Consider the following 25,024-nt stretch of genomic DNA (forward strand, 5'->3'; position numbering starts at 1 on the left):
CCTCTAGTGTGATAACCCAAAGAGGTTGTTCAAGTTGCTAGTGGCTCATTTCTGCTATCGCACTTCCACTGCCACCCTAACCAAACCACCTTTATCACTGGCCAGGGTAACTAAGCTAGGCAGCTGATCAACATCCCTAAAATTGTTCTGATAAAAACCTTTGTCGGCTTTCCAGCCGACGGCTCCCAGGGAGGAGGTTGCACCATTGATGGTGACACTGGCGGTTATGGAGGCGCTGCCCACGGGCTGGGTGTCTGATTCCGCCCGCACCCACAGACGCTTGCTGGCAGAGAAGTAAATGGCGTTTACCACTGAAAGGTTATCAGCGTTGGAGCCTGTACCCTCCGGCACCATGCCCGCGTCAATGGCGCGGCGCTGGTTGCCGTTATCCATGTTGTAACAGCCGGTTAAGCCGCTGGTGGTGTTGGCGTTGCTATCCCTTAAAAACTCGTTGGTGGCTTTTTCTGGGCTAAAGCTGTAGCCATCCAACAACACGAACTCCAGGCGATAACTGCCGGTTGCTACGCTGTCAAAACTAAAACCGCCTTGGCTGTTGGTAACTACCGAATCAACCGCCGTACCGTCACAGGCCTGTAGATTCACGGTCACCCCCGCAAGGCCCGGCTCATCGGCATCTTGCACGCCATCACCGTTGTTATCTTGCCAAACAAAATCGCCCATTACGCCCTCACCACCCTGGGACTGGCTAGGCACCATACCAGCATCCACCGCCGAGCGGCGGAAGCCCTGGGACATGTTGTAGCAAGGCGAAAGACCGGTGGTGGGGTTGGCGTTGCTGTCCAACTGGAACTGGTCTGTCGCTCTCTCTGGGCTGAATTCATAGCCTGCGGGTAGCACAAATTTAAGTTGAGCATCGTTTGTGCCCAACTCGGTGAAGTTGAAAAGGCCATTGCTGTCGGTGATTTGCGTGGCCAACACAACGCCTTCACAGCTTTGCAGTTCCACAGTCACATCGGCTAGGCCCGGTTCGTCGGTGTCTTGCACACCGTTGCCATTGGTATCGCTCCACACCAAATCTCCCAAGGCACCCGTACCACCAGTAGCTTGTTTGTAGCTGCCGGTGAGCGACACCCCAGTGAAGGTGTTGTATCCGTACAACATAACAATGTAAGTGCCGGCCTCGGGGTCGGTAAAACTGCACATCTCCTGGCTGCCGCTGGCCCAAGAGCGGCAATCGTAAACGGTGGTAGTGGGTGTGGAACCACGGCTGACGTACATATCCGCGTCACCGCTTTGGCCATCGGAAGTGAAATCCAGCTCCGCCACGCCTTCAGGCACGTTTAAGTAGTAATACACAGCTTGGTCAATCTCGGCGCTGATACCAGATTTAACAATGCCGTTTTCCAGCTCGTCTTCGCCCGCCTCTAAAATAGTGGCCTGGGTATAAACAATGCGAGAGCCGCCGTCGTTGTCGGTTGCCCGCAAAGACACATCGTAGGTGCCACCTTGGGCATACGTGTGCTGCGGGTTGGCAGCGCTAAAGGCAGCGTTGCCGTCGCCAAAACCCCAATCAAAACTGATGATACTGCCGTCCAAATCCTGGGAGCCGGCACTGGAGAAATCCACCGGCATGCCTGACACACCGTAATAAGGCCCATTGAGTTTCACCACTGGCAGACGGTTAGTGCCGAGGTCGGTGGCATTAATGCCGTCAATGGCCAGTTCGCCGGTGCCGTTGGCATCCAACCAGCTGCTTAAGCGAGTATCTACGGTGCCGCCACCATCCCAGGAGGTGTAAATGCGGCCGTACCAATCGGCCATGTCGTTGCCACAGGCAGCATCACCGCCGTGCAACTGGCCAATAACCCGTTTATTTTGGTCGAACAGCAGCGAGCCTGAAGAGCCGGGCTCGGTGGTACCTAAATCCCAATCCGCCACCTGGATGTGGGTGCCATCGCCGGGGCTGGCCGGGTTGAGGTAGGAGGTGATCGTGGTGGTGTCGTGATCAAAGCTAATGCGCTTTTCATTTAAATTGGGGTGGTGGATGGCAACCGACGACGACGGCATTTGGTCGTTGGCGTTCCAACCGGCCAAAAATACATTATGGGCTGGGTCCAGAGGATCATCCAGCTCCATTAATGTCATGTCCGATGGCTCGTAACTGGCACGGAAGATGGCACCGGTATTGAACTGATCCAATACACCATCGCCTAGGTCGCCACTGGCCACGCTGCCGGGCTCTCGGCACACGCTGTTCTCGTAGTTCCAGTAGGTCACCATACTGGCGGCATTGCTTTCATCAATGCCACAGTGGTGGGCCGTTAAAAAGAACCCCGTACCGTCGTTGGCGGTGTTGTTCAAAGCACCCCCAGAACAAAATAGAGAACCATTAATACTGATGGCAGCGGCGGATCGAATCTGATCTCGCCATTCATCGCCCACCGGGCAAACCACATCGACATTGCAATTACCGGATTTCTCGCGCGCGAGTTCGGCCATACTGGCGGCAACGTAACCGTGGTTTACCGATGCCAGCTCTAACTTCAGCTGCTTTAATTTACTGGTAGGAACGTTCACTTCAATAATGGCGGTATCGCCAGTGAGCATGGGCGTCCACAGCTCACCGTGAATGTCGTTGTCGGCTGCGGTGAAAGCTCGGATACGCTGTTTGCGATCCGGGGTATAGATGTGAAGAGAGCCGCCCTCTGGCATCTGATAACGGCTAAAGCCAAAGTTAAGCGAAAACGCACCGGGAGATTTAACTTCCGTGCGCCAAACCGACATGGCAATGGCCTTAGAGCCGTTGGGCACCTGAACCTCTTGCCAGGCATTAGGCTTCACCGCCACGCTCTGTGGCTCGGCGAATTGCAGCACGTAGGATTTTGGCTGCTTGGCCCGGGCGGCGGCATCACGCTGTTTTAATTTGGCGTTGTCCAGCCCCGGCAAACGAGTGGTTTGGGTTTTGCCAGTAACCTGAGCGGAGGAAAATGAAATGGGTTCTTTGGCTACAGCGCCAGTGCTGCACAGCAGACCAGCCAAACCGAGCCTAAAGATAGCTTGTTTTGTCACACCACGAAGAGCCTTGCTTCCCTTTTGGTTAAACATCGCACCTTAACTCCCTGTAAAAAAATTATGTTGATAAGAGTTGAGCAGTTTTTGTTGTATAGATCAGTGGTTGCGCAGGGTGCAACAGTGCCTAAAGGGAAGCTGCCGATTAGATACAGCGGGGAGGCCGGAGTGAAATTACAGAAGTGAAATCACTAACTTGCTTGCCCCTAGTCCTTGGGTAAAACGTTATCATTTTTTTGTGCAATTTTGCATAGATTATATAGGCGACATTCCCTGAACCAACCGACGTAAGCCTGCTGGAACACCCAACGGACAGCAAATATAAACTAAAAGCTAAAGTAAATAAATGATACTTTTCGCTTTATTAACTCACTTTTTACATTACATTTCTTAATAAAAATTGAACTGTGTAACTAGCACCACATTGCGGCCGGTTAATTGTAAATTTTGCAATATTTAACGCCGCGAAAAATTTCCTAGCCCACGTATTAATACTAACAACAATCCTTCTGCCACATTTGATCTGTGTAAAAACAAAATCGATGTTTTACAATGTACGAACTAAACCACTCATCATTGTGCGCAAGGCACACCTCCAAGGCTTAATACTTTTTAAGGTTTGCAACAGGTTATGTCTGATTACACTGCAAAAATACAATGGGCTCGAAGCGAGGGTGAAACCTTTGTCGATAAACATTACAGTAGAGGCCACACCTGGGAATTCGACGGCGGCGTAACCGTGCCCGCGTCTTCATCACCCCACGTGGTACCGCCACCCTACTCCGTTGCGGCCAACGTCGACCCAGAAGAAGCCTTTGTGGCTGCGCTGTCCAGTTGCCATATGCTGTTCTTTTTATCGATTGCTGCGAAGCGGCGCTACTGTGTAGAAAGCTACACCGATCACGCCTACGGCATAATGGAACAAGACCAGCGCGGCAAAACAGCACTGACCAAAGTGGTACTGCGGCCGAAAGCGATATTCAGCGCAGATAAAACACCCACCCGGGAGCAACTGGAAAAACTACACCACCTGGCCCATGAGCAGTGTTTTATTGCCAACTCGGTAACAGCTGACGTCGTCACTGAGATCCCGGCGGAGTGAACCAATGCCTGAATTAATCTCCCCAGCGTGCCAATCGGCTTTGGTGTATAAGCTCCAAGCCGATACTGCAGAAGAGCTGTATCGTTGCCAGAATTGCCAAGTTTTGCTTCAGCAGCCAAAGCGGCGCGATAAAAAAGCAGTGGCAGTATTAGGCCTACTGGTAGTGGCTGCATTCATGGCATCACCGCTTTTCTCGGATCAACTTTTTTGAGGCAGACAGTCCTATTCCCATTAGGGGGGGGTACTCATGGCCTACAAGTGTTATCGCTTGCTGAGCATGCGCCACAAGCTACGTGTGGTACACACGCCAGACCAAACCACCCAGGCGATCATCTACACCCCGTAAGCGAATAAGTAATGATTTATATTTTTCTAGCGCTGGTGTTATTTTTTATTACCTACTTGGATTACCGTCGGGCAGAAACAGACACTATTTGTTTGCTGGATTGGTGGAGCTGGTTGGATGTATCACGGGCTTCCATGCCAACCCTGTTTTGGGTTTGTCTGATGGCGCAGTTGGCCATGGCGATCTTTTTATTGGCCATAGGATTGAAGGCGCTTTGACGACTACCTTAGCTTCACGGTCTATCTCCTTGATCTATCTCCTTGATCTATCTCCTTGATCTAACTCCACGAATCATCTCCACCAACTCTCTCCACCAACTCTCTCCATCACATTTCTCCAAGACCAACCGCCCCAATCTTTGAACCAACGTTCTCCAAACAACTTTAATCCGCCCTTATCATTTAAATTCAGAGGCTTACTACGCTTCGTTGATTGGCTGGGATGTTTATTGTGGTTTCGTCTTTGGCCTGCTCCGCTCGCGGTACTTTTGGCGTTGAAGTCTCGGTTTCTACCAAGGGCGCACTACCCCCTAAATTGCAAACGATAACCATTGCCAAAGTAGCCCCCAATTCAGCCGCCGATAACGCCGGCATTGAGGTAGGCGACAAAGAGCTTGCCATCAATGGTTGTGAACCCCCGGGCTGTTGCGCTTTAAAAGCCCGCTAAGAATTGAAAAAAACGTCGGCGAGAGTGTTACGCTTAGAGTTAGATCGGCCAATGGCAGCGCTAAAGACATAACACGCACCACCCAATAACCACTCAAAGGCCCTATTATGTTCTCAGTCGATAGAGTAAACGATAAAAGGCTACACCTTGTGTACAGTGGCTCCCTATCCGCCCAGGCCATGGAAGCCGCCCTGGCAGACTTCATAGGCGCCTGCGAAGGTATCACTCAAGGCCAAATTCTCTACGAGATCGGCGAATTTGAGTTTCCCAGTTTGCAGGCCATTAGCGTAAAACTCAGCAAACTGCCGTTGCTGTTTAAGCTCATTGGTCATTTTAATAAAATCGCTATCATTACCGATAAAAAGTGGATGCAAAGAGCCGGCGAGTTTGAAGACCTGCTCATCCCCGGCCTCAGCATCAAAGCGTTTAATACCGATGACAAACCCCAGGCCGAAGCCTGGTTAGACCAACCGCAAATTTAACCGGTATTTAAGTTCGGTTTGCTTCAGCTCAAAGCATGACTCCACCCCTGCCCGGTTTACGTTACAGCTGCACCGCGTTGCCGTAGAATGCGCCTATCTAAAATGCGCCTATCTAGAACGCTCCTTGCGGCGGGATAGGTTATAAAGAAAGACTCAAAGGGCAAACTTAAAGAGACATCCATGAGCATAGCGACAGACACGCAGATTCTGCAGGGTTTTTTAGGCGGACTATTAATTGGCTCGGCGGCACTGCTTTTGCTGCTGGGCAAAGGCTATATTGCCGGCATTAGCGGCATTGTTGGCAGAGCCGTAACCAGCCCGCGTAACGGCGGCTGGCGCTGGCTATTTATCGCCGGCCTATTGTGTGGCAGCGCCATCTATTTTCTAATCAATGGCAGCCTCAACGCCCAACTCCCCACACTGGATGTAACACTGTTGTTGGCCGCAGCTTTGGTTGGTGTTGGTACCCGGCTTGGTTCTGGCTGCACCTCTGGCCACGGCGTGTGCGGTATTGGCCGCCGCTCACCAAGGTCCCTCATCGCCACCGCCGTTTTTATGGTTGTGGCGATTATTACCGTTGCTGTGGTGGGGAGATAAATATGTGGGTTGCCTTTGTTTCTGGCTTACTGTTTGGCCTGGGCTTAGCCGTCTCCAACATGCTTAACCCCCAGCGGGTACTGGCTTTTTTGGACATCTTTGGTACCTGGGACCCTACTCTGGCGTTTGTGATGGGCGGTGCGCTGCTGGTAACCGTACCGGGTTTTGCATTGGTGTTAAAACGCAGCAAACCGTTGTTGAGCGCAAGCTTTTCCCTGCCGAGCAAAACCGAAATCGACCGCCCACTCATTATCGGCGCGGTGTTATTTGGTTTGGGCTGGGGCTTGGCCGGCCTGTGCCCGGGGCCGGCTTTGGCCGCATTGGTTTCGCTGAACGGCTCAATCATTGTGTTTGTCGCCATCATGCTGATTAGCTGGTGGCTCACCGACCGATATCTGTCTCGCCCTTCAGCGACCAAGTAACATTACCCACACCCCCTACCAATCACCGGCCACCAATCGCCACCGACAAATCCTGGGTTGGGTTGGCCGGCGCGGATACATGCACATTATTGGCCGCGCCCGAAGCGGCCTTTGCTCGCCAACCGCCCCAGCGATAATAAATCAGCGCCATTATCATGGTCGCCATAAAAGCAGCCGGAAAACTCCACCAAATCGCGTCCATGCCAAGGCTTGGGCGTAACCAAACGATGAAACCCAGCCGTATCGGGTACAAAGCAACCCCCAAGATAATCAACGGCCAAATCACTTCTCCGGCGGCTCGCACCGTACCGAACAATACTTGGCTAACGCCAAAGGCGATAAAGCCCCAGGTGGCCACGGCGATAATGTGGCCGGCTAACTCCGTTGCCTGGCTGGAATCCGATAAAAATAATCCAATCGCCCAGGGATGCATAAACCACAGCAACAGCACCAGCCCGCCCGTGAGCAGAAAATTGTAGGCCACGCCAACAGTGGTAATTAGCCGCACCCGCTCTAACTTACCTGCGCCGATGTTCTGCGCGGCCATGGCGGATACCGCCCCTCCCAGGGCCATTGCCGGCATCTGTACATAGGTCCAAATCTGTTGCGTGGCGCCGTAGGCTGCCGTGGCGTCCACACCCTCGGCGTTAATAATCCGCATAACCGTTAATGCCGCCGCCGTTACTACAATCATTTGCAGACCAATGGGAAACCCTTTGCTGACTATTTCTCGCAAAAGCTGAGTGTCCGGTCGTAACCAGCGAAGCTCAGCCCCCGAGAGACGTAACGGCAGCCGCCTTAGGTAAATGTAACCAAGCATGCTAAACAAGCTAATGTAGTTCGCCGTGGCCAAAGCCAGCGCAGAACCGGCTATGCCAAAGGCGGGAATGGGCCCCAGGCCCAAAATAAACACCGGGTTTAGCGCTGCACTAAGGGCAACGGCTAAAATCATAAACCACAGCGGCGTTGTGGCATCACCGGCACCGCGCAGGGTCATCATTAACATAGTTTGAATCAGCAGCGCAGGCATGGCCACAAAGGTCAGCTGCAAATAATCCTTGGCCAAGGCCATGATATCCGTGGAAGTACCTAAAAGAGACAGCAAATGAGGCGCGGTAAAATAGCCGGCCACGGCCACCACCAACACAATGGGTAGGAAGCTGCCCACGGCGGTGCCGACGATGTATCTGGCGCGCGTAAGATTACCCGCGCCCATGGCTTGCCCTACCAATATCGTGGCCGCCATACCAAAACCAAACACAAAACTGGTCAGCAAAAACATGATGAGGTTGCCGTTGGTGGTAGCTGCTAACGCCGACTCACCCAACAAATTACCCACCCAGGCGCTGTCGATTGAGCCTCCGGCGGATTGCAAAACGGAACTGCCCAAGGTTGGCAAAACAAACAGCAATAGCTGCCAGGCGATGGAACCATCAATCAGAGGATTGGGGGATTTGGCGGCGGGCATTACAACATCCTTAGCGCTAACATCGATGGACTGCAGCGCAATTCCATAGCGCGGGGTTTGGGTTAATAGCGGAACTTAAGTTGATTGCGGAGCTTCGGTTAATGATTGAGTAGACCCGTCATTTCAGCTGTAGTTGCGTTGCTGGCATGTTGCGTTCTATGCGGGCACAATGGCCGCCCAATTTTTAACACACTCTAAGATAAAACAACGGCTCCAAGACTATGACACTGGAAGAATTTTTGTCGCAACTGCAATCAGACCCGCAAGCCATCGCATTTAACGACACCATTGCGGTTATCGATAGCCACTACAATTTCACAGAAACGGCATTTGCTAACGGCGATTTGCAAAACCTAGCGGGGCAGAATAATGGCTCATGTAAGATTTTTGCGTTTGGCCAACTTCACAGCCTTAGCCCTGAACATACCCTGCAGTGCTTTGGTGATTTCTACCGCAGGGATGTGCTGGAAAACCCTGATGGCGCGGACCACCAAAATATTCGCAATTTTATGCAACATCAGTGGCAAGGTATTGCCTTTGACAGCCAGGCGCTCACCAACAAGTAAATTCCCTAACGTTTTAAGGCCGCTGTAAAAACAGCGGCCAGCAATAACACTCGGTTACACCTGAATAACCGCAGGTTCCAATCTATAAAGCCCGATACCAATAGGGTAGGCTCTTAGCTCTCTTAACGCTCTCGGCATCACAACCATGGCTCAAGTTTTAACCATCATTGCGCCCATTTTTATTGTAGTGTTCATTGGCTTTTGTGCCACCAAGTGTAAGCTGTTGGATGCAGCTGGCCTAGCAGGCCTGGGCCGGTTTGTACTGTTTATTGCTCTACCCGCGCTGATTATCATCAATGTGGGTAATAGCGATTTTCAGCAGGTATTTGAACCGTGGTTTTTTCTCGCCTATGGCTTGGGCTCGCTGCTCACCTACGGGCTGGTGTTTCTTTACAGCTCGCGTTGGCAGGGGCAAGACACCGTGGGCGCAGGCATCCGCGCCATGGGAAGTTCGTTTTCTAATAGTGGATTTATCGGTTTCCCGCTATTGTTACAGGTGTTTGATTCGCCCCCGCTGGCGGCATTCGCCATTATTTTGGTGTTTGAAAACACCCTACTCATGCCGCTGGCACTCACTGTGCTGGAATACGGTAACCGCGACAAAAACACGCATCTATTAAACACTATTGGCCAACTGCTGGCGCGCCTTGGCAAAAACCCTATCATCATTGCCATTGCGGTGGGTGTCTTGCTAAGTGTGTTACAACTGCCGATTCCCGCAGCACTAAACAACTCATTGCAGTTGCTCAGCAACGCCTCCGCCGGCGTCGCCCTGTTTTTTATTGGCGCCTCCCTTGGTACACACAAAGTCTCTGGGCGCTTGGCGGATATTTCATTGGTGGCCATCTTAAAGCTCACCCTGCATCCGGCCATGGTTGCACTAATGCTGCTTATATTACCGGCGGTGGACCCTCAAATGGCCAAAGCTGCCATTTTGTTTGCCGCTGTGCCAATGCTGTCTATCTACGCCATTATTGGCGCTCGTTTTAATTATGGCGCGTTTTGCAGCAGCACTATTACGCTGAGCACTGTACTCTCCTTTATTACCATCGCTATTTTGCTTCTGCTAATCCAGTAACCGAAGCTAATTACGTGGCGTCTAGTGCCTGATAGGAAAAACCTATCTCTAATAACCATATCTTTCTATAAAGTGATCAAGTAAAACTAATAGTTTCATACCCAAGGCGTATCTCCCGATAGCGGGCAAACGGAGGATCATTGATATGCAACACGTAATTGATGGCGTAGCTAAATTCCAGAGTGAAGTTTTTCCAAAAAAAGAGAACACTTTCAAGAAGTTAGCCAACGGCCAAAACCCTGAAGTGCTCTTTATTACTTGTTCGGATTCGCGTATCGACCCCAACATGCTAACCCAAACCGATCCAGGTGAGCTGTTCATCTGTCGCAACGCAGGTAACGTAGTACCTCCGCATAGCAACCAAACCGGCGGCATGACGGCCTCCATTGAGTTTGCTGTAGCGGCTTTGGGTGTTACTGAGATCGTGGTGTGCGGCCACACCGACTGCGGCGCTATGAAAGGAGCCATGGCACCAGAAAACCTGAATGATTTACCCCACGTCAAAGAGTGGTTGGGCCACTGCCGAGCGGCAACCTCTGTGGTTAAAGAACGCCACGGTGAGGTAACCCATGAGCGCCTGCCCGAAGTAACGCAAGAAAACGTGCTGCTTCAATTACAGCACTTAAGAACCCATCCTGCCGTAGCAGCCAAACTAGCCACAGGCAAAGTGCATCTGCATGGCTGGGTGTACAACATTGAAACCGGCGAGATCCTGTGCTTTGACGAGCGCGAAAAAGGCTTTGTCCCTATGAGCGACGCCTACGCCGAGGAATTTGCCGCAAAGCGGAAAATAAAACTCTAACTTTTTCAGAAGTATCTATAGCCCACTATAAAAATCGAGCACACACAATACAAAGCTCAAACGGTGGGTTTTAGCTAAGGGAAAAAACGATGAAATTCGATTTATCTAACCTCCGAGGTGATTTAACCGGCGGGTTAACGGCCGGTATTGTCGCTCTGCCCTTGGCCTTGGCCCTGGGCGTAGCATCTGGCTTGGGACCAATGGCGGGCATCTACGGTGCTATTGCAGTTGGCTTTTTTGCCTCTCTGCTTGGCGGTACCGCGCCGCAGATCTCTGGCCCCACAGGTCCCATGGTTGTGGTTTTGGCGGGCTTATTTGCCAGCTTATCCGGCGACCCGGCGCTTATTTTCACCGCAGTGATGCTGGCCGGGATTTTCCAAGTAGTATTTGGCTTTTTAGGCGTTGGCCAGTACATCCGCTTAGTGCCATACCCCGTGATTTCCGGTTTTATGACCGGTATCGGTGCCATCATTATTATTCTGCAGTTGGGCCGACTACTGGGCCACGAACCACCTGGTGGCACCCTGGGCGCCCTGGGCTACCTGCCCCACGCACTTGCCAACATTAATTTTATTACCCTGTTGTTGGGTGTGGGCACCTTAGTGATTGCCTACAAATGGCCACCCGCCATTGGTAAATACGTGCCCGGAGCACTAGCTGCACTAATCATCGGCACCCTGGCCGGTTTAGCGGTTGATGTCCCTGTATTGGGTCAAATCCCCACCGGCTTACCAAGCTTGCACCTGCCCGTATTTAGCAGCGAGCACGCGCTGTTAGTGCTGGAGGCGGCGTTTATCCTGGCCGTATTGGGTGCCATTGATAGCCTGCTCACCTCTCTGGTTGCCGACAACCTAACCCGTAGCCGTCATGACAGTAACAAAGAGCTGATCGGCCAGGGCATTGGTAACACCGTTGCGGGTTTGATTGGCGGTATCGCCGGCGCCGGCGCCACCATGCGTACCGTGGTGAATATCCGCAGCGGTGGTAAAACACGTATTTCGGGAATGACCCACTCGTTGGTACTGCTTGCCATCGTATTGGGCTTGAGCCCCTTGGCGGCAGCCATTCCACATGCGGTTTTGGCCGGTATTTTGGTTAAGGTGGGTTTGGATATTGTCGACTGGAGCTACCTAAAACGTGCCCACACTGGCCCACGTTGGGACTTCGCTCTGATGCTGTTGGTATTGGGTTTAACGGTATTTGTTGACCTGATCACCGCAGTCGCTGTGGGTGTTGTTCTAGCCGCCTTGGCTTACGTTCGCCAAATTGCGCAGTTGCAGATTGCCCAATTACAAGAGCTGCCAGATAGCCTGGACGAGCCAGAAGAAAACGCGCTGCTCAAGCAAGGCGACGGTAAAATTAACATCTTTAGTTTCCGTGGCCCACTGAGCTTTGGTGCCGCCGCTGATGTAGGCCATCACGTACGTGAAAAAGTACGCCCCGGCTCACAGGTGTTGATTTTGGATTTCTCCTACGTGCCTACCGTGGATGTTTCGGCCGCCATGGCTGTAGAAACGGTTACTGCCGATGCCATCGACGCCGGCCGTGAGCTGATTATTTGCAGCATGACGGACGAGGTGAAGCAGGTACTCGACAACATCAACGTGCAGCAAAAGCACATTTCGATTTGCGACACGCGTCTAGCTGCTCTGCAATTGGCCGTGAGTATTATCGATAAAAAAAAGCCTAAACCCGAGGCCGTAAAAGAAGAGCTAGCCGAAGCTTAATTTTGGGGTACTCGTAAAGCCGCTGGGTTCCCTGACCAGCGGCTTTTTTTTGCCTAGCGTTTACCCGCGGTTATTGCTTGGTATCGTGGTTTACTGACCGAGTAAGCGCTCATCCGCGGCCACCATGGCGGCCTTGATCATATTGCGATAACTGACGTCACCAAAGGTGATTAACTTGGTCACCCACTTCTCCTGCCCCACATCCATTCGGTTATAAATCTCACTAAAACCGCAGCCGCGCTGACGTAAAGCAACCGCCTGCTCGACTAAACCGTTGAGCTGATCGCGCTTTTGTTTAACCAGTGTTTTGGCGTTTTTATACTGCGGGTTATGGCCGCAAAAAAGAATCTCAAAATCCTGCTGCAACACTGTGTCCAAAGCTCGGATGGTCTGCTCCATATTCTCACTCTTTCGCCAAATTTTTATTTTACTGGCAACAAACAAATCTCCGGAAAACAACCAGCCTTTGTTACGCTCCAAATACACTGTGTGATCATCACAATGGCCAGGGGTAGGTATTGGCGTTAGCTGCACATCACCGCACCGAATGAGCGATAGATAGGGCTCAACGGTGGCGGTTTCCAGTTTGCCGAACATAAAGTGCTCGTAGGGTAACAGCCGCACAGGGTTGGCCAAGCGAGCGGCGGTGTTAGTGTGGCCCAACACAGGCAAGCCGAACTCACGCTGTAAATAACCGGCATTGCCGGCGTGGTCTTCATGAAAATGGGTTAACAGCACCTGACGGATCGGAGACTCCTGCACAAATTGTCGTACTAAGGGCCGCGTGTGATAAGAGGCGGTATCAATCAGCAGGTCACCCACGCGGTAGAGAATCACGGTCATTAACGGTTTGCCAAACAGGCCGCCCCCCACTCGCAGGCCGGTAACACCGTCGACTTCAAACCTATCTTGTGTGAGCAAAGATTGTCCTCTTAATCATTGACATCAATATACCATCTCTCGAAGAGTCGCCCTGGCGGCGCAGTTGTAGCACTATGAATGAAGCCTATCATCAAACAGGCCCAGGGCGCGGTTCAATGACTTTTTCGCCTAGGTGAGTTACCAAAGTCCACTAAACACGCCGAGCTCAGCAATAGACAGCGTTGTCATTTGCATACAGAGCTGGCATGCTGCAGTCTGATGTTTCGGCCCTACAAATCATGACAACACCATAATAAAGAGAGCCCGCTATGAACTCTGCCGTCGCCCACGAGGGTGAATTCTCCCTCAAACTTCTGCTAATCGCCATCACTGCCACCCTAGGCGGCTTCCTGTTTGGTTTTGACAGCGCCATCATTAACGGCACTGTCACTGCGGTGCGAGGGGAATTTAACCTCAGCGCCGGTATGACCGGCTTTACGGTTTCCTGCGCCCTACTGGGTGCCATGATCGGCGCATGGCTGGCGGGCTACTGCGCCACACGCTTTGGCCGCGTCAACACTATGGTCATTAGCTCGGTCCTACTCACTGCCAGCGCCGTTGGCTCGGCCTTTTCGTATTCAGTAGAAGCTCTGATTTTTTGGCGCTTTGTTGGCGGCATTGGGGTAGGCTTTGCGTCGGTGATAGCCCCGGCCTACATCGCCGAGATTGCACCCTCGAGTATTCGCGGCCGCCTGGCCACCACCCAGCAGATGTCCATCGTTATCGGCATCTTTATGGCCTTACTGGTTGGTGCCTTGTTGGTTAAATTATCCGGTGGTGCCGCGCAACCGATATTTGGCGAGTTGGAAGCCTGGCGCTGGATGTTTTTAAGCGAAGTAATTCCCTCTGTGCTGTACGGTGTACTGGCCAGCCGGCTGCCTGAATCACCGCGATATCTCATTCAAAACGACCGCGAAACAGAGGCCCGTGAGGTGCTCAAAAATGTGGTTAATATTGCCAACGACAGCGCGGTGGATAACGCCGTGGCGCAAATTAAAGGATCCTTTAGCACCACCGTAAAGCGAAGCTTCGCCGACCTTCGAAGCCAAAAAGGCTTTTTACTGCCCATCGTTTGGGTGGGAATTTTGTTGTCGGTGTTTCAACAATTGGTTGGCATCAACGTTATTTTTTACTTCTCTACCGTGTTATGGAACTCCGTGGGTTTTGACGAGAGTGACGCCTTTGCCATATCGGTAGTGACTAGCTTTATTAACGTTGCCGCCACGGTGGTCGCCATTGTGCTGGTGGACCGCATTGGCCGAAAACCATTACTGATGATGGGCTCCGCAATTATGTGTGTGTCCCTGGCGGTAATGGCGTTGGCGTTTGGCAGCTCTGACACCGTTAACGGCCAACTGACCCTGCCCGAGCCCTGGGGACCAGTGGCACTGGTGGCAGCCAATTTGTTTGTGATTGGTTTTGGTATTAGCTGGGGGCCTGTGGTGTGGGTGCTACTGGGAGAAATGTTCCCCCAACCGAATTCGCGCCCTGGCCCTTGGCTTGGCCGCAGCAGCCCAGTGGTTAGCCAACTTTATGATCAGCACCAGCTTTCCCGTTTTGGCCGAAGCCGGATTACACATCGCCTACGGTTTCTACGCCATCAGTGCTGGCCTATCGTTTTTGTTTGTTTGGAAATTTGTGCGCGAAACCAAAGGCGTTACCCTGGAAGATATGCCCGAGCATTAACCGGCCTGCTCAGCTGCCGCTCAGCGCGGCAGCTTTCCTCCTTATTTCACACGTTATAACTCCTCGCACGTAAACCCCTGCAAAATCTATATGCATATAGATTAATGATCTTATGCGCTATCTCTAAACTACCCTACTATCCAGCAAATTTTTTCAGTGCAAGGGCACCGATATGGCTTGGCAAGGATGGGTAACGCTGGTTATTACCGCGGCGGTTTTATTGAGTTTGGCCATGAGCCGAGTTGGCCCGCATTTAATTATGATGGCTGCACTAACACTGCTTGGGGCGCTGGGTATTTTAAATGCCACGGAGCTCTTATCTGGGTTTAGCAATTCCGGGTTGATTACCGTTGCGGCAATGTTTGTGGTTGCCGCTGGTGTGCATCAGTCAGGCGGCGTGGATTTATTGGCCGATAAAGTATTGGGCAAGCCGGGTGGCGAACGCTCGGCCATCAGCCGGATTCTGCTCCCGGTGTTATTACTCAGTGGCTTTTTAAACAACACGCCGGTGGTGGCAACGTTGATACCGGCGGTGAATACCTGGGCGCGGAAGATCCGCGTGCCGGCCTCTAAATTGATGATCCCACTGAGCTATGCCGCCATTTTAGGCGGTACCACCACGCTGATTGGCACCAGCACCAACTTGGTCGTGAATGGCCAATACCAAGCACTCACCCAAGGCGAGGGGTTTTCGCTATTTGCCATTACCTGGATTGGTCTTCCGGTAGCCATAGCCGGCGGTTTATTTATGGTTTTGTTTTTTCCACGCTGGTTGCCTAACCGAGGTGAGGAACTGGCCTTTGGCAACCTTAAGGAATTTACCTTGGAAGTCTGCGTTGCGGCCAATGGGCCGCTGGTGGGTAAAACCATTGTTGAAGCTGGCTTACGTAACTTACAGCGAATTTATTTGGTCGAAATTATCCGCCAGGATACCGTGCTCACAGCGGTGTCTTCCGAGCAAACGCTGCAAGGCGAGGACCGCTTAGTGTTTGCCGGTGATACCCAAGCCATTTCTGACCTGCTACGCATAAAAGGCATTACCGCGTCCTCATCCAACCATGATGGCGAAACCATTATCAAAGCCAACCCCGAGCGCTGCTTGGTAGAAGCGGTCGTATCCCCGCATTGCGCAGCCGTAGGGACCAGTATTCGCGACGCCCAATTTAGAGACCGATACGGCGCAGCCATATTGGCCGTGGCCCGTAATGGCGAACGTATAAAAGGCAATTTAGGCACAATACAACTGGCAGCCGGCGATACCTTATTGCTGGAAGCACGGCCCGCGTTTGTTAGCCGGCAGCGATACAACAAAGATTTTTTGTTGATTAACGATTTAGAACAACAGCGGCCGAGGCACGAGAAAGCCTATTTGGCCTGGGCGATTTTGCTGGTGCTGATTACGGCAGCAACCTTTGAGTGGATTACCATGCTCAACGCCGCATTAATTGGCGCAGCATTGATGATCATTACCGGTTGCTGTACAGCCAGCCAAGCGGAAAAAAGCCTGGACCTTACCGTGCTGATCACCATTGCAGCATCGTTTGCACTGGGCTCGGCCATTCAAAAAACCGGTTTGGCGAATTTATTGGCCGAAAATATTGTGCAACTTAGCCTGGGGCAGGCTTGGTTACTGTTAGTGCTCACCTACGTTGCGGTTTCTCTGCTGACCGAAACCATTACCAATAACGCGGCGGCACTCATAATGCTACCCATTGTAATGAGCGTAACGCAACAAGCCGGGCTAAATGCCGAACCCTTTGTACTGGCCATTATGATGGCAGCTTCTGCCAGCTTTGCCACGCCTCTGGGCTACCAAACCAACCTAATGGTGTACGGCCCTGGCAATTACCGGTTTAGCGATTTTCTTAAGGTAGGCGTTCCCATGAATATTTTTATCGGGGCCATAACCCTATCCATCCTATTGTGGCGGTACCCATTGCAGGGTTAGCCAGCGAGCCCCGATACATAAATGCAGTATTGCCGAGTTGATGAGTTTCATTAACCGAGCTCATTAACTCGATGCATTCACCGCTATATTCAGCTCCCCACCAAGCGCGTATGCTGGTAACAGTAAAGAAGGGCTTGGCCTTTCTATCCAAGTCCCCCAACAACATCGCGTCATGACCACTAATACCAGCACAACCCAGCCCGCCATCGGTATCTCAACCGCTGCATTCACCCTAATATTAGCGTCCTTAATGGCGTTTACGTCGCTTTCCACGGATGTCTATTTACCGGCTATGCCAACCATGGAGCAGGAACTGCACGGCAGTATTGAGCTGACTGTGACCAGCTTTCTGGTGGGTTTTATGTTGGCGCAATTGGTTTGGGGGCCGATCAGTGACCGCATTGGCCGCAAGCGCCCCCTAGCCATCGGTATAGGCTTATTTATTATCGGCTCTGTGGGCTGCGCGCTGTCTGAGACGCTCAACCAAATGATCGTTTGGCGGGTGATACAGGCGTTCGGTGCCTGCACCGGGCCAATGATTGCCAGAGCCATGGTGCGCGACAGCTTTGACCGTACCCAATCCGCTCACATGATGTCTACCTTAATGATTGTGATGGCCGCCGCGCCCATCTTGGGCCCGGTGATTGGCGGGCAATTAATTGCGTTTAGCAGCTGGCACAGTATTTTTTGGTTTTTAGCGCTGATTGGGGTTGTGAATTTGGTATCAATCACTAAATTACCGGAGACGCTGCCCGAGCCGCAGCGCGTAACAGCGCCTATCAGCAGCGCATTTGGCCATTACGTTACCCTGCTCAAAAATGGCCGTTTTATGGCCTATACCTTTTGCGTGGCCAGTTTCTACGTTGGCGCTTTTGCGTTTATTGTTGGCTCACCCAAAGTGTATATCGATCACTACTCAGTATCGCCGCAACTTTACGGCTGGCTGTTTGGCATTAATGTGGTGGGGTTGATGTTGGTAAGCTTTGCCAACCGCCGCTTGGTAAAGCGGTTTAGCCTAGAGACATTACTAGTGGCGGCCACATTTATCGCTTTTGCCGCGGTGGCCGCGCTATTTATCATCAACCAAATCCATGAGGTACCACTGCTGGGAATTATTTGCCTAGCACTGATTTTCTTTGCTATGAACGGCATCATCGCAGCCTGCACAACGGCAGCAGCTTTGGATTTAGTACCGCACATGGCAGGTTCCGCATCCGCATTGATTGGCGCACTGCAATACGGCAGCGGTATATTATCGTCAGCGTTGTTAGCCCTTGGCCCAAGCCACAGCCCCAAAGCAATGATCTGGATAATGACCGCGGCCGCGCTAATGAGCCTAGTAATGGCCTTAGCAGTAAACCGAAAACCCGTTGCTCAAAACTAAACTCTCACGCGGTTTATGTCTTCGGTTCTATGATAGATATTTATTACTCTAGTAAATCTAACGAGAGTATTCTTAATCGCTCTTGCCTTTAACATAGGTGCTGCGTTGTTCACCACGGCAGCCCAATGAGCACTAAAGTAACAGCGATTGCGGCGTCAGCCAGCCACAATGTCAATGCATTGCTTAATTAACTGGCGGTGGATGGCAGCGTGGTGTTGGTTGGGTTACCCAACAAGCCCATTGAAATTGGAGCCTTTAATGTCGTGCAGGGAAGGCGCAGTTTCACAGACTCAAACATCGGTTGTGCCGCAGAAACCCAGGAGATGTTGGAGTTTTGCACTGAGCACGAGATTACTGCCGACATCGAAATTATTAAAGCAAACCAGGTTAACAACGCTTTGTTAAGGCTGGAAAAAATAACGTCAAATACCGTTTTGTGATAGACATGAGCACACTTTAAACTGGTAGCTCCCTGTTCACTGGATTCGGTATATATAAGCCAGACGATAGGAGCCGGTTTATGTGCTGGCGATGATCTTAACCGATGAATAAAAGCCAGTTGACAGGCCGATGCATGAGCGATTAAATCAATCGTTCCTTTTTCACAAAACCCCTATTGCCCTATGTTGTCAGGTATTCACCACGTCGCTCTCATTTGTTCCGATTACCAACGCTCCAAACATTTTTATGTTACGGTGCTTGGCCTTCAGATAATCGTTGAAAACTTCCGTGCCGAGCGCGATTCCTACAAATTGGATTTGAGCACGCCGGACGGCGCCACTCAGATTGAATTGTTTTCTTTTAAAGATCGCCCGCCTCGCCCCAGTTACCCAGAGGCACTCGGGTTACGGCATTTAGCCTTTAAGGTGGTCGATTTAGACAAAGCCGTGGCTCATCTGCAGAGCAACAACATCCAGTGTGAACCCATTCGGGTGGACGAATACACGGGCAAGCGGTTTACGTTTTTTGCCGACCCCGATGACCTACCACTGGAGTTGTACGAGAGTTAGCCCCCACCTATAACGGGCTTGGCCGAAATACCGCTCCGTGCTTTGGCTTACGGGCGAGTGTTTTGGAATACAACGAATACAGGCAGCTGTTTTTAAAGGCAATGTAACGCGGCTTCAAGTCAGCGGTAAAATTATTGGCAAAGCGAATGCCACCTTCGCTAATAACACCATCGAAATCGAACACCAAGCCACGGCTACTAGCATCCAAAATAGCCTGCCACACAATCAACGGGGTGGCTCCGCTGTGGGAGTTGGGCGTTCTGGTGGTGAGCAGGTAGTAGCTCGCCTTGGTGTCCCAGGCGCAAAACATAGCAGCGGCTAGGCGACCTCGGTGATCTCGCACTTGGTAGATTTGGCCGCGATTTTTATCCAAGCAGGCCCTGATCAACCGTGAACAGATCAGTTCATCCCGGCGATTTTCTTTGCCTTTTGAATCAATGTTCTGGGCGTAAAATTGGATAAACTCATCCGCATCGTAACCGTATTCAAACTCATGGCAGCGCCTAGCCGAACGAATCATATTGCGCGCTTTGGTACGAAAGCTTTCCCACAGCACCTCTCTGGGCGCCGGGGCAATCTCATGGGTAAATTGTACGGCCGTGTGGAACCCGGCGTTTTGAAACCCTAACGTGTCTTGAATGCCGCCATGGCATTTGAAATAACAACGACCTGCTTTGGGTAGCTGTTTCAGCAACGCCTGGGTGACGCGGTAGTTTTTTAGAAAAAGCGTGTTCGGCTTGCCGCTACCAGCATCCACCGCAGGGCCGAGAAAGTGTGTCATGGGTGGAGGTGTAATCACCTTTAAACCCAGTTTGTTTTTACTAACCCAATAGGGCAACCGGCCAAGGGTACGCTGACCATCGTGATAATCCACGGCTTGCCACTGGTTATCGGTGACGATATCTAACCACCACGGCTGATGAAAAATCGTGGGTTCCAAAGGATTGTAAACTGGCAAAGCTAACGTGATCGACCCTTCCACTCAACGTACCTAAACAAGATTTAATATTAGCTCTCCTTGCTGAAAATTCAGTGCAAGCTCTACCGGTGTAGCCGGGCTTCCGTAAGCTTTACAGCGCGGTGTAGTTTCTACAAAACTCAACTGGAGTTTAGCAGCAATTCTATGAAGCCAACCGTGCAGTCAGACAAGCGCAGCAACAGGGCTGAGTGCTCACCACCCTTTCAAACGCGATCAATCCGTTGATGCCACCGCAATGAAAAACGGTACTAGGCAAAAACCACGCCGTAATATCCGCGGGTCTTTCGTAAGAATGGGATGCGCGATCCGTCGCAAAGGAACGCTGACAAGAAAGGCCCAGCTAACAACTGGGGACTCAAGCGGCGGGCAAGAATATCACTGATTATTTCAACTCGATACGCCGTTGCCAGGCGTAGCGATAAAAATTTCTTTTCCGATCCTCATAATTCATTGTCTGACTTTATCGCGTTCAACGGCAGGTTTGCGCAAAGCCATCATCAGGACGAACGACGCTTCTATTTCCGTGCCCAGCCACTGCCCAACCAATGCAGAGGCTTGGTTAATAACTTAACAAGAGGCTTTGGGGGACGGCAAAGGCTTTTACCGTTTATGTGACCGCAATCAAACAAACTGAGAGTTACCTTAGCCAAAGTAGCGCAAAAAGTGTGAACCACGCTAATACAAGGGCGCACTAATTTTTATCAGCGCGCACGCACGGCGAATGACAAAAAAACAGGGCATTAATTGGGGTTTATTGACTGGAGTTTATTAATCCGTACTGCTTTAAAAATTGATCAAACGAAGGCGTCCAGATAGGAATTCCATCCTTAGCCATCAATATACTGTGGCCGTTATCCTTGAACGCAGGGCCAATAACCAAGGCGCCTTTACCTCCGGCGGCTGTATATGCATCGAACCATTGAGTGGCCGCCTTGGGGGAAAAGAAACGATCGTTCTCAGCGTAATACCACAACACCGGCGCGGTGATGGATTGAGTGTAGCGGGTAATGGCCTCGGCCAGTACTTTCGGGTGGCAGGGCTCGCCCCAGGCGTTGTACCGCCCACCACGGCCACCGCCAAAATTGGCTACCGCGGCGACCTTACCAGGTACCATACTGGCAGCGGCGATTGCGCCGTATCCGCCAGCACTGTGGCCCACTAAAATAATACGGTCACTATTAACCCGAGCTATTGTCGGCGCGAAATTAATAGCGGCAACTATATCCTCTCCAGCTTTTATGCCAGCTTCATAGAAATTAGGGTGCTCCACGGCGCAACCGTCGGTGGTGGCTCTGTATTCACCGCCAGTGGCACCAAAGCCACGCCGCATGGGTATGAGCACGGCAAAGCCACGCTCAATTAACGCATTTACCACATGGGGCTTGCGCCAGTAGTTAAATTTAGCGCGGTTGGCAGCGGAGCTGGTGCCATGGTTGAGAATGGCCAACGGGAAAGGCCCTTCACCCTCGGGCCAAATCACGGTACCCGCCAATGATAGGTCTGTGCCGGGCACAGGAATGCTAACCGATTGCTGCTCGTGCGGGATTTTATTGCAACCCGCCAGCCCAAGCAGTAAGCACAAGGCAATTACAGCGCTGTATTTCATGGGACATCCTTTGTCGTAAGCTGTGCTGGCATGGTTGGCCACCTTTGGTCTATCCATTCCATTAGGCTGCCATAAAACGCCGCCGCAGGAATACGGCGGCCAATAGTAGAGCAAACGCTGAAAAAAAGACAACGCCGGCGGATTACCGGCCCAGGCTAGGGGTGGTTGATGGGTTTTTAATAGACCACCCTGGGGGGGGCGATTAGGTAATAGGCGCAGGGTTGAATAGAGTTAAATCGTTATGCAGCCGGTGCTGTTCGGCCCAGGTTTGTTTGCGGCCACTAGCGACATCCAGGTAATAGTGAAAAAGCTCCCACCCAAATTCTTCTAGGCTACAGGCACCGGTGGCAATTTTGCCGGCATCGACATCGATTAAATCTGGCCAGCGTTGGGCTAGGTCGGTACGGGTGGAGACTTTTACCACCGGCGCCATGGCCAGGCCATAGGGGGTACCTCGGCCAGTGGTAAACACGTGTAGATTCATGCCGGCGGCTAACTGTAAGGTTCCGCACACAAAATCACTGGCCGGCGTTGCGCAAAAAACCAAACCTTTGGTGCTGGCTTTTTCGCCCGGGCCTAGCACTGCAGAGATGGCACTGCTGCCGGATTTAACAATGGAGCCCAAGGACTTTTCCACAATATTACTCAAGCCGCCGGCTTTGTTGCCCGGCGTGGTATTGGCACTGCGGTCGGCCTCGCCTTTGTGTAAATAACGGTCGTACCAGTCCATTTCTCTAACAATGGCATCAGCCACCTCGGAGTTTTTTGCACGGGACGTCAGCATGTAGACTGCATCACGTACCTCGGTTACTTCTGAAAACATCACCGTGGCGCCGGCGCGGACTAATAAATCAGAGGCAAAGCCCAAACCGGGGTTGGCGGTAATACCAGAAAACGCATCGCTGCCGCCACACTGCATGCCCAACACCAAATCGGAAACAGGGCAGGTCTCCCGTTGGCGTTGATTTAACTGCGCAAGCCTTGACTCAGCCAAGGCTAGAATTTGCGCGATCATATCGGTAAAGCCCAAATCCGATTGCTGCAATTTATACAACCAAGTTTGTTCTTCCCCCAGATGGTAGTGCTCGGTGTTAATGATTTGCTCCGGCTGCAGTTTTTCGCAGCCCAAACCGATCACCAAGGCCTGGCCGCCAAAATTGGGGTTGCGCGCAATGTTCTGCACTGTGCGAATGGGAATGTAGGCATCCGCTGCGTTAATCGCCACACCACAACCGTAGCTGTGGGTAAGGCCCACAACATCATCGACATTGGGGTATTTTGGTAGAAGGTCATCCTTAATGCGCTTTATGGCGTGCTCTAACACACCCGCCACACACTGCACCGTTGTGGTAATCCCCAAAATATTGCGCGTACCCACCGTGCCATCGGCGTTGCGATAGCCTTCAAAGGTATATCCTTCCAAAGGGGGTAAATCCGCGGGTGTTTTATCGGCCTTGGGTAAACTTGCAAGCTCCGGTGCCGCGGGCATATGCAATTGTGACTCTTTAACCCAGCTGCCTTGCGGCAGTGGCTCGCGGGCGTAGCCAATGGTTTGGCCGTAGCGAATGACCGCCTCGCCTTCGGCCAACGTCTGCAAAGCAATTTTATGGCACTGGGGAATATCCTCCGTGGCCACGAGGTCGCCATCAAATTGCGCGCCCTTGGCAACTCCGCCACTGTTTACCACAACGGCAACGTTATCCACCTCATTGAGTTTTATGTAACGGGGTGAGTCTTGGTGTTTAATCAGTTGCATGGCTTGCCTTCAAGGTTGGCGAGGGGCTAGATGTTGGTGCACTATTGGAAGCTGATGGCTCCTCGGGTAGTTCTACACGATGAATGGGGCCAACAATAAACAAGTAGGAACACACGGCTACCACCGCGTTAGCTGCCACGTAGACTAATGCCCACTCGAAGGAACCGGTAGCGCTGACAATATAACCGATGATAATGGGCGTTGTGATGGCGGCAAAATTACCGAAGGTGTTGAACATTCCGCCCGACAACCCAGCAATTTTTTTCGGTGAGGTATCCGCCACCACAGCCCAACCCAATGCGCCCAATCCTTTGCCAAAGAAAGCCAGGGCCATAAAACCGATAATTAACCATTGTGCGTCAACGTAGTTGCACGCCAGCATGGATGTTGATAGCAGCAAACCCACCACAATGGGCAGCTTGCGAGCTACGCTTAATGAGTAACCTTTACGTAACAGCGCATCACTTAACACACCACCTAAAATACCGCCGATAAATCCGCAGATGGCCGGTAGCGACGCAAAAAAGCCGGCTTTTAAGATGGTCATATCGTGCTCTTTAACCAAATACACGGGAAACCAGGTTAAAAAGAAATAGGTAATGGCATTAATACAGTATTGGCCCAGGTATACACCCAACAGCATACGATTTTTCAAAAGCGTACCAATGTGCCGTAAACCCGGGCCCGCTTGTTTGGCACTGGCGCTGTCCATATCCACCAAACCACCGTTATTTTGTATGTGGTCCAATTCCGCTTGGTTAATGCGCGGATGCTGCCTAGGGCTATAAATAGTGATCAGCCAAATACCAGAGAAAATAATGCCCAAGGCTCCCATTAAAAAGAACACTTGCTGCCAACCCAAAGTAAAGGTTACCCAACCCATAATGGGCGCAAAGATAACGGTGGCGAAATATTGTGCGGAATTAAATACGGCGCTGGCGGTGCCCCGCTCTGCCGAAGGAAACCAAGCGGCGACAATACGGGCATTGCCCGGGAAGGACGGTGCCTCTGCCAACCCCACCATGGCCCGCAATACAAACAACACAACCACAGCGTTAGCGGCAGCACTAACATGGCCAACAAACGATTGTAGCAGCGTAAACAGCGACCAGGTAAAAATCCCCACTGCGTACACGCGCTTAGAGCCAAACCGATCCAACAACCAGCCACCGGGAATTTGGCCCAACACATAGGCCCAGCCGAAGGCGGAGAATATGTAACCCAAGCTGACCGCACTGATGCCTAGGTCATCTTGAATACTGGCACCGGCAATAGAAAGCGTTGCTCTGTCGGCGTAGTTAATCGTGGTTACCAAAAACAGCATCAGCAGAATATGGTAGCGAACTTTGGTTGGCTTAAGTGAATCCATAATTTTTATAATTAGTTATAATTGAAGGCCTTTATTTAGCGAGGGCCGAGGGACGCTAAGGCAAGGCCCTCGGGCCTTG

Annotated in this window: 21 protein-coding genes and 1 pseudogene; 15 read left to right on the top strand and 7 right to left on the bottom strand. The window is 51.7% G+C overall.

What is annotated here, in order from left to right:
* Positions 1-54: 54 nt before the first annotated feature.
* The gene (locus tag ACGHM3_RS23180; protein ID WP_345424451.1) at positions 55-3,030 is read right to left on the bottom strand and encodes an SdrD B-like domain-containing protein; all 2,976 of its coding nucleotides are present in this window, start codon (positions 3,028-3,030) and stop codon (positions 55-57) included.
* Between the two features lie 631 nt (positions 3,031-3,661).
* Here ACGHM3_RS23180 and ACGHM3_RS23185 point away from each other — a divergent pair.
* The 6 genes from ACGHM3_RS23185 to ACGHM3_RS23210 all read left to right on the top strand — a co-directional run bounded on the left by ACGHM3_RS23185 (position 3,662) and on the right by ACGHM3_RS23210 (position 6,645).
* Complete coding sequence (locus tag ACGHM3_RS23185; RefSeq protein WP_345424454.1) at positions 3,662-4,132, top strand: OsmC family protein; 471 nt, start codon at positions 3,662-3,664, stop codon at positions 4,130-4,132.
* A gap of 357 nt (positions 4,133-4,489) precedes the next feature.
* A complete protein-coding gene (locus tag ACGHM3_RS23190) occupies positions 4,490-4,696 on the top strand; it encodes a hypothetical protein (RefSeq protein ID WP_345424457.1) in 207 nt (68 codons plus the stop codon).
* Between the two features lie 223 nt (positions 4,697-4,919).
* Entirely contained in the window at positions 4,920-5,144 is a 225-nt protein-coding gene (locus ACGHM3_RS23195) for a PDZ domain-containing protein (protein WP_390517712.1), read from the top strand.
* A 149-nt stretch (positions 5,145-5,293) separates the two neighbouring features.
* Positions 5,294-5,626, top strand: a complete 333-nt coding sequence (locus ACGHM3_RS23200) for an STAS/SEC14 domain-containing protein (protein ID WP_345424463.1) — start codon at positions 5,294-5,296, stop codon at positions 5,624-5,626.
* Positions 5,627-5,806: 180 nt separating this feature from the next.
* Positions 5,807-6,223 carry a YeeE/YedE thiosulfate transporter family protein gene (locus tag ACGHM3_RS23205; protein ID WP_345424466.1) on the top strand — a complete coding sequence of 139 codons (417 nt, stop codon included), beginning with the start codon at positions 5,807-5,809 and terminating at the stop codon, positions 6,221-6,223.
* 2 nt (positions 6,224-6,225) lie between these two features.
* Positions 6,226-6,645 (top strand): YeeE/YedE family protein, encoded by a 420-nt coding sequence (locus ACGHM3_RS23210; RefSeq protein WP_345424469.1) that lies wholly within the window; start codon positions 6,226-6,228, stop codon positions 6,643-6,645.
* A gap of 22 nt (positions 6,646-6,667) precedes the next feature.
* Here the strand turns inward: ACGHM3_RS23210 and ACGHM3_RS23215 are convergent, their stop codons facing one another.
* Positions 6,668-8,113 (bottom strand): MATE family efflux transporter, encoded by a 1,446-nt coding sequence (locus ACGHM3_RS23215; RefSeq protein ID WP_345424471.1) that lies wholly within the window; start codon positions 8,111-8,113, stop codon positions 6,668-6,670.
* A 221-nt stretch (positions 8,114-8,334) separates the two neighbouring features.
* On the opposite strand from ACGHM3_RS23215, the gene ACGHM3_RS23220 reads away from it, so the two are divergent.
* The 4 genes from ACGHM3_RS23220 (at position 8,335) to ACGHM3_RS23235 (ending at position 12,286) form a co-directional block, all read left to right on the top strand.
* Positions 8,335-8,679, top strand: a complete 345-nt coding sequence (locus ACGHM3_RS23220) for a HopJ type III effector protein (protein WP_345424473.1) — start codon at positions 8,335-8,337, stop codon at positions 8,677-8,679.
* A gap of 145 nt (positions 8,680-8,824) precedes the next feature.
* Positions 8,825-9,757: an AEC family transporter gene (locus ACGHM3_RS23225; RefSeq protein ID WP_345424476.1), complete on the top strand. Its 933-nt coding sequence runs from the start codon at positions 8,825-8,827 to the stop codon at positions 9,755-9,757.
* 145 nt (positions 9,758-9,902) lie between these two features.
* The gene (locus ACGHM3_RS23230) at positions 9,903-10,559 is read left to right on the top strand and encodes a carbonic anhydrase (RefSeq protein ID WP_345424479.1); all 657 of its coding nucleotides are present in this window, start codon (positions 9,903-9,905) and stop codon (positions 10,557-10,559) included.
* An 89-nt stretch (positions 10,560-10,648) separates the two neighbouring features.
* Entirely contained in the window at positions 10,649-12,286 is a 1,638-nt protein-coding gene (locus ACGHM3_RS23235) for a SulP family inorganic anion transporter (RefSeq protein WP_345424482.1), read from the top strand.
* Between the two features lie 90 nt (positions 12,287-12,376).
* Here the strand turns inward: ACGHM3_RS23235 and ACGHM3_RS23240 are convergent, their stop codons facing one another.
* Positions 12,377-13,207 (bottom strand): MBL fold metallo-hydrolase, encoded by an 831-nt coding sequence (locus tag ACGHM3_RS23240; RefSeq protein ID WP_345424485.1) that lies wholly within the window; start codon positions 13,205-13,207, stop codon positions 12,377-12,379.
* A gap of 269 nt (positions 13,208-13,476) precedes the next feature.
* Here ACGHM3_RS23240 and ACGHM3_RS23245 point away from each other — a divergent pair.
* The 5 genes and pseudogenes from ACGHM3_RS23245 to ACGHM3_RS23265 form a co-directional block, all read left to right on the top strand.
* Positions 13,477-14,622, top strand: a pseudogene (locus ACGHM3_RS23245) (sugar porter family MFS transporter); the annotation flags it as partial.
* A gap of 85 nt (positions 14,623-14,707) precedes the next feature.
* Positions 14,708-14,893 carry an MFS transporter gene (locus ACGHM3_RS23250; protein ID WP_345425011.1) on the top strand — a complete coding sequence of 62 codons (186 nt, stop codon included), beginning with the start codon at positions 14,708-14,710 and terminating at the stop codon, positions 14,891-14,893.
* Between the two features lie 172 nt (positions 14,894-15,065).
* The gene (locus tag ACGHM3_RS23255) at positions 15,066-16,841 is read left to right on the top strand and encodes an SLC13 family permease (RefSeq protein WP_345424488.1); all 1,776 of its coding nucleotides are present in this window, start codon (positions 15,066-15,068) and stop codon (positions 16,839-16,841) included.
* 172 nt (positions 16,842-17,013) lie between these two features.
* Positions 17,014-18,225: a multidrug effflux MFS transporter gene (locus ACGHM3_RS23260; RefSeq protein ID WP_345424490.1), complete on the top strand. Its 1,212-nt coding sequence runs from the start codon at positions 17,014-17,016 to the stop codon at positions 18,223-18,225.
* 623 nt (positions 18,226-18,848) lie between these two features.
* Positions 18,849-19,235: a VOC family protein gene (locus ACGHM3_RS23265; protein WP_345424496.1), complete on the top strand. Its 387-nt coding sequence runs from the start codon at positions 18,849-18,851 to the stop codon at positions 19,233-19,235.
* Positions 19,236-19,242: 7 nt separating this feature from the next.
* Here the strand turns inward: ACGHM3_RS23265 and ACGHM3_RS23270 are convergent, their stop codons facing one another.
* The 4 genes from ACGHM3_RS23270 to ACGHM3_RS23285 form a co-directional block, all read right to left on the bottom strand.
* Positions 19,243-20,217: a GNAT family N-acetyltransferase gene (locus ACGHM3_RS23270; protein WP_345424499.1), complete on the bottom strand. Its 975-nt coding sequence runs from the start codon at positions 20,215-20,217 to the stop codon at positions 19,243-19,245.
* A gap of 748 nt (positions 20,218-20,965) precedes the next feature.
* Positions 20,966-21,820, bottom strand: coding sequence for an alpha/beta fold hydrolase (locus ACGHM3_RS23275; RefSeq protein ID WP_345424502.1), 855 nt, complete (start codon positions 21,818-21,820; stop codon positions 20,966-20,968).
* Positions 21,821-22,022: 202 nt separating this feature from the next.
* Positions 22,023-23,576 (bottom strand): galactarate dehydratase, encoded by a 1,554-nt coding sequence (garD, locus tag ACGHM3_RS23280; protein WP_345424505.1) that lies wholly within the window; start codon positions 23,574-23,576, stop codon positions 22,023-22,025.
* A complete protein-coding gene (locus tag ACGHM3_RS23285; RefSeq protein WP_345424508.1) occupies positions 23,563-24,945 on the bottom strand; it encodes an MFS transporter in 1,383 nt (460 codons plus the stop codon). The genes garD and ACGHM3_RS23285 overlap by 14 nt, the downstream gene beginning before the upstream one ends.
* Between the last annotated feature and the right edge of the window lie 79 nt (positions 24,946-25,024).

This window comes from Halioxenophilus aromaticivorans, assembly GCF_042850945.1.
Taxonomy (GTDB): domain Bacteria; phylum Pseudomonadota; class Gammaproteobacteria; order Pseudomonadales; family Cellvibrionaceae; genus Halioxenophilus; species Halioxenophilus aromaticivorans.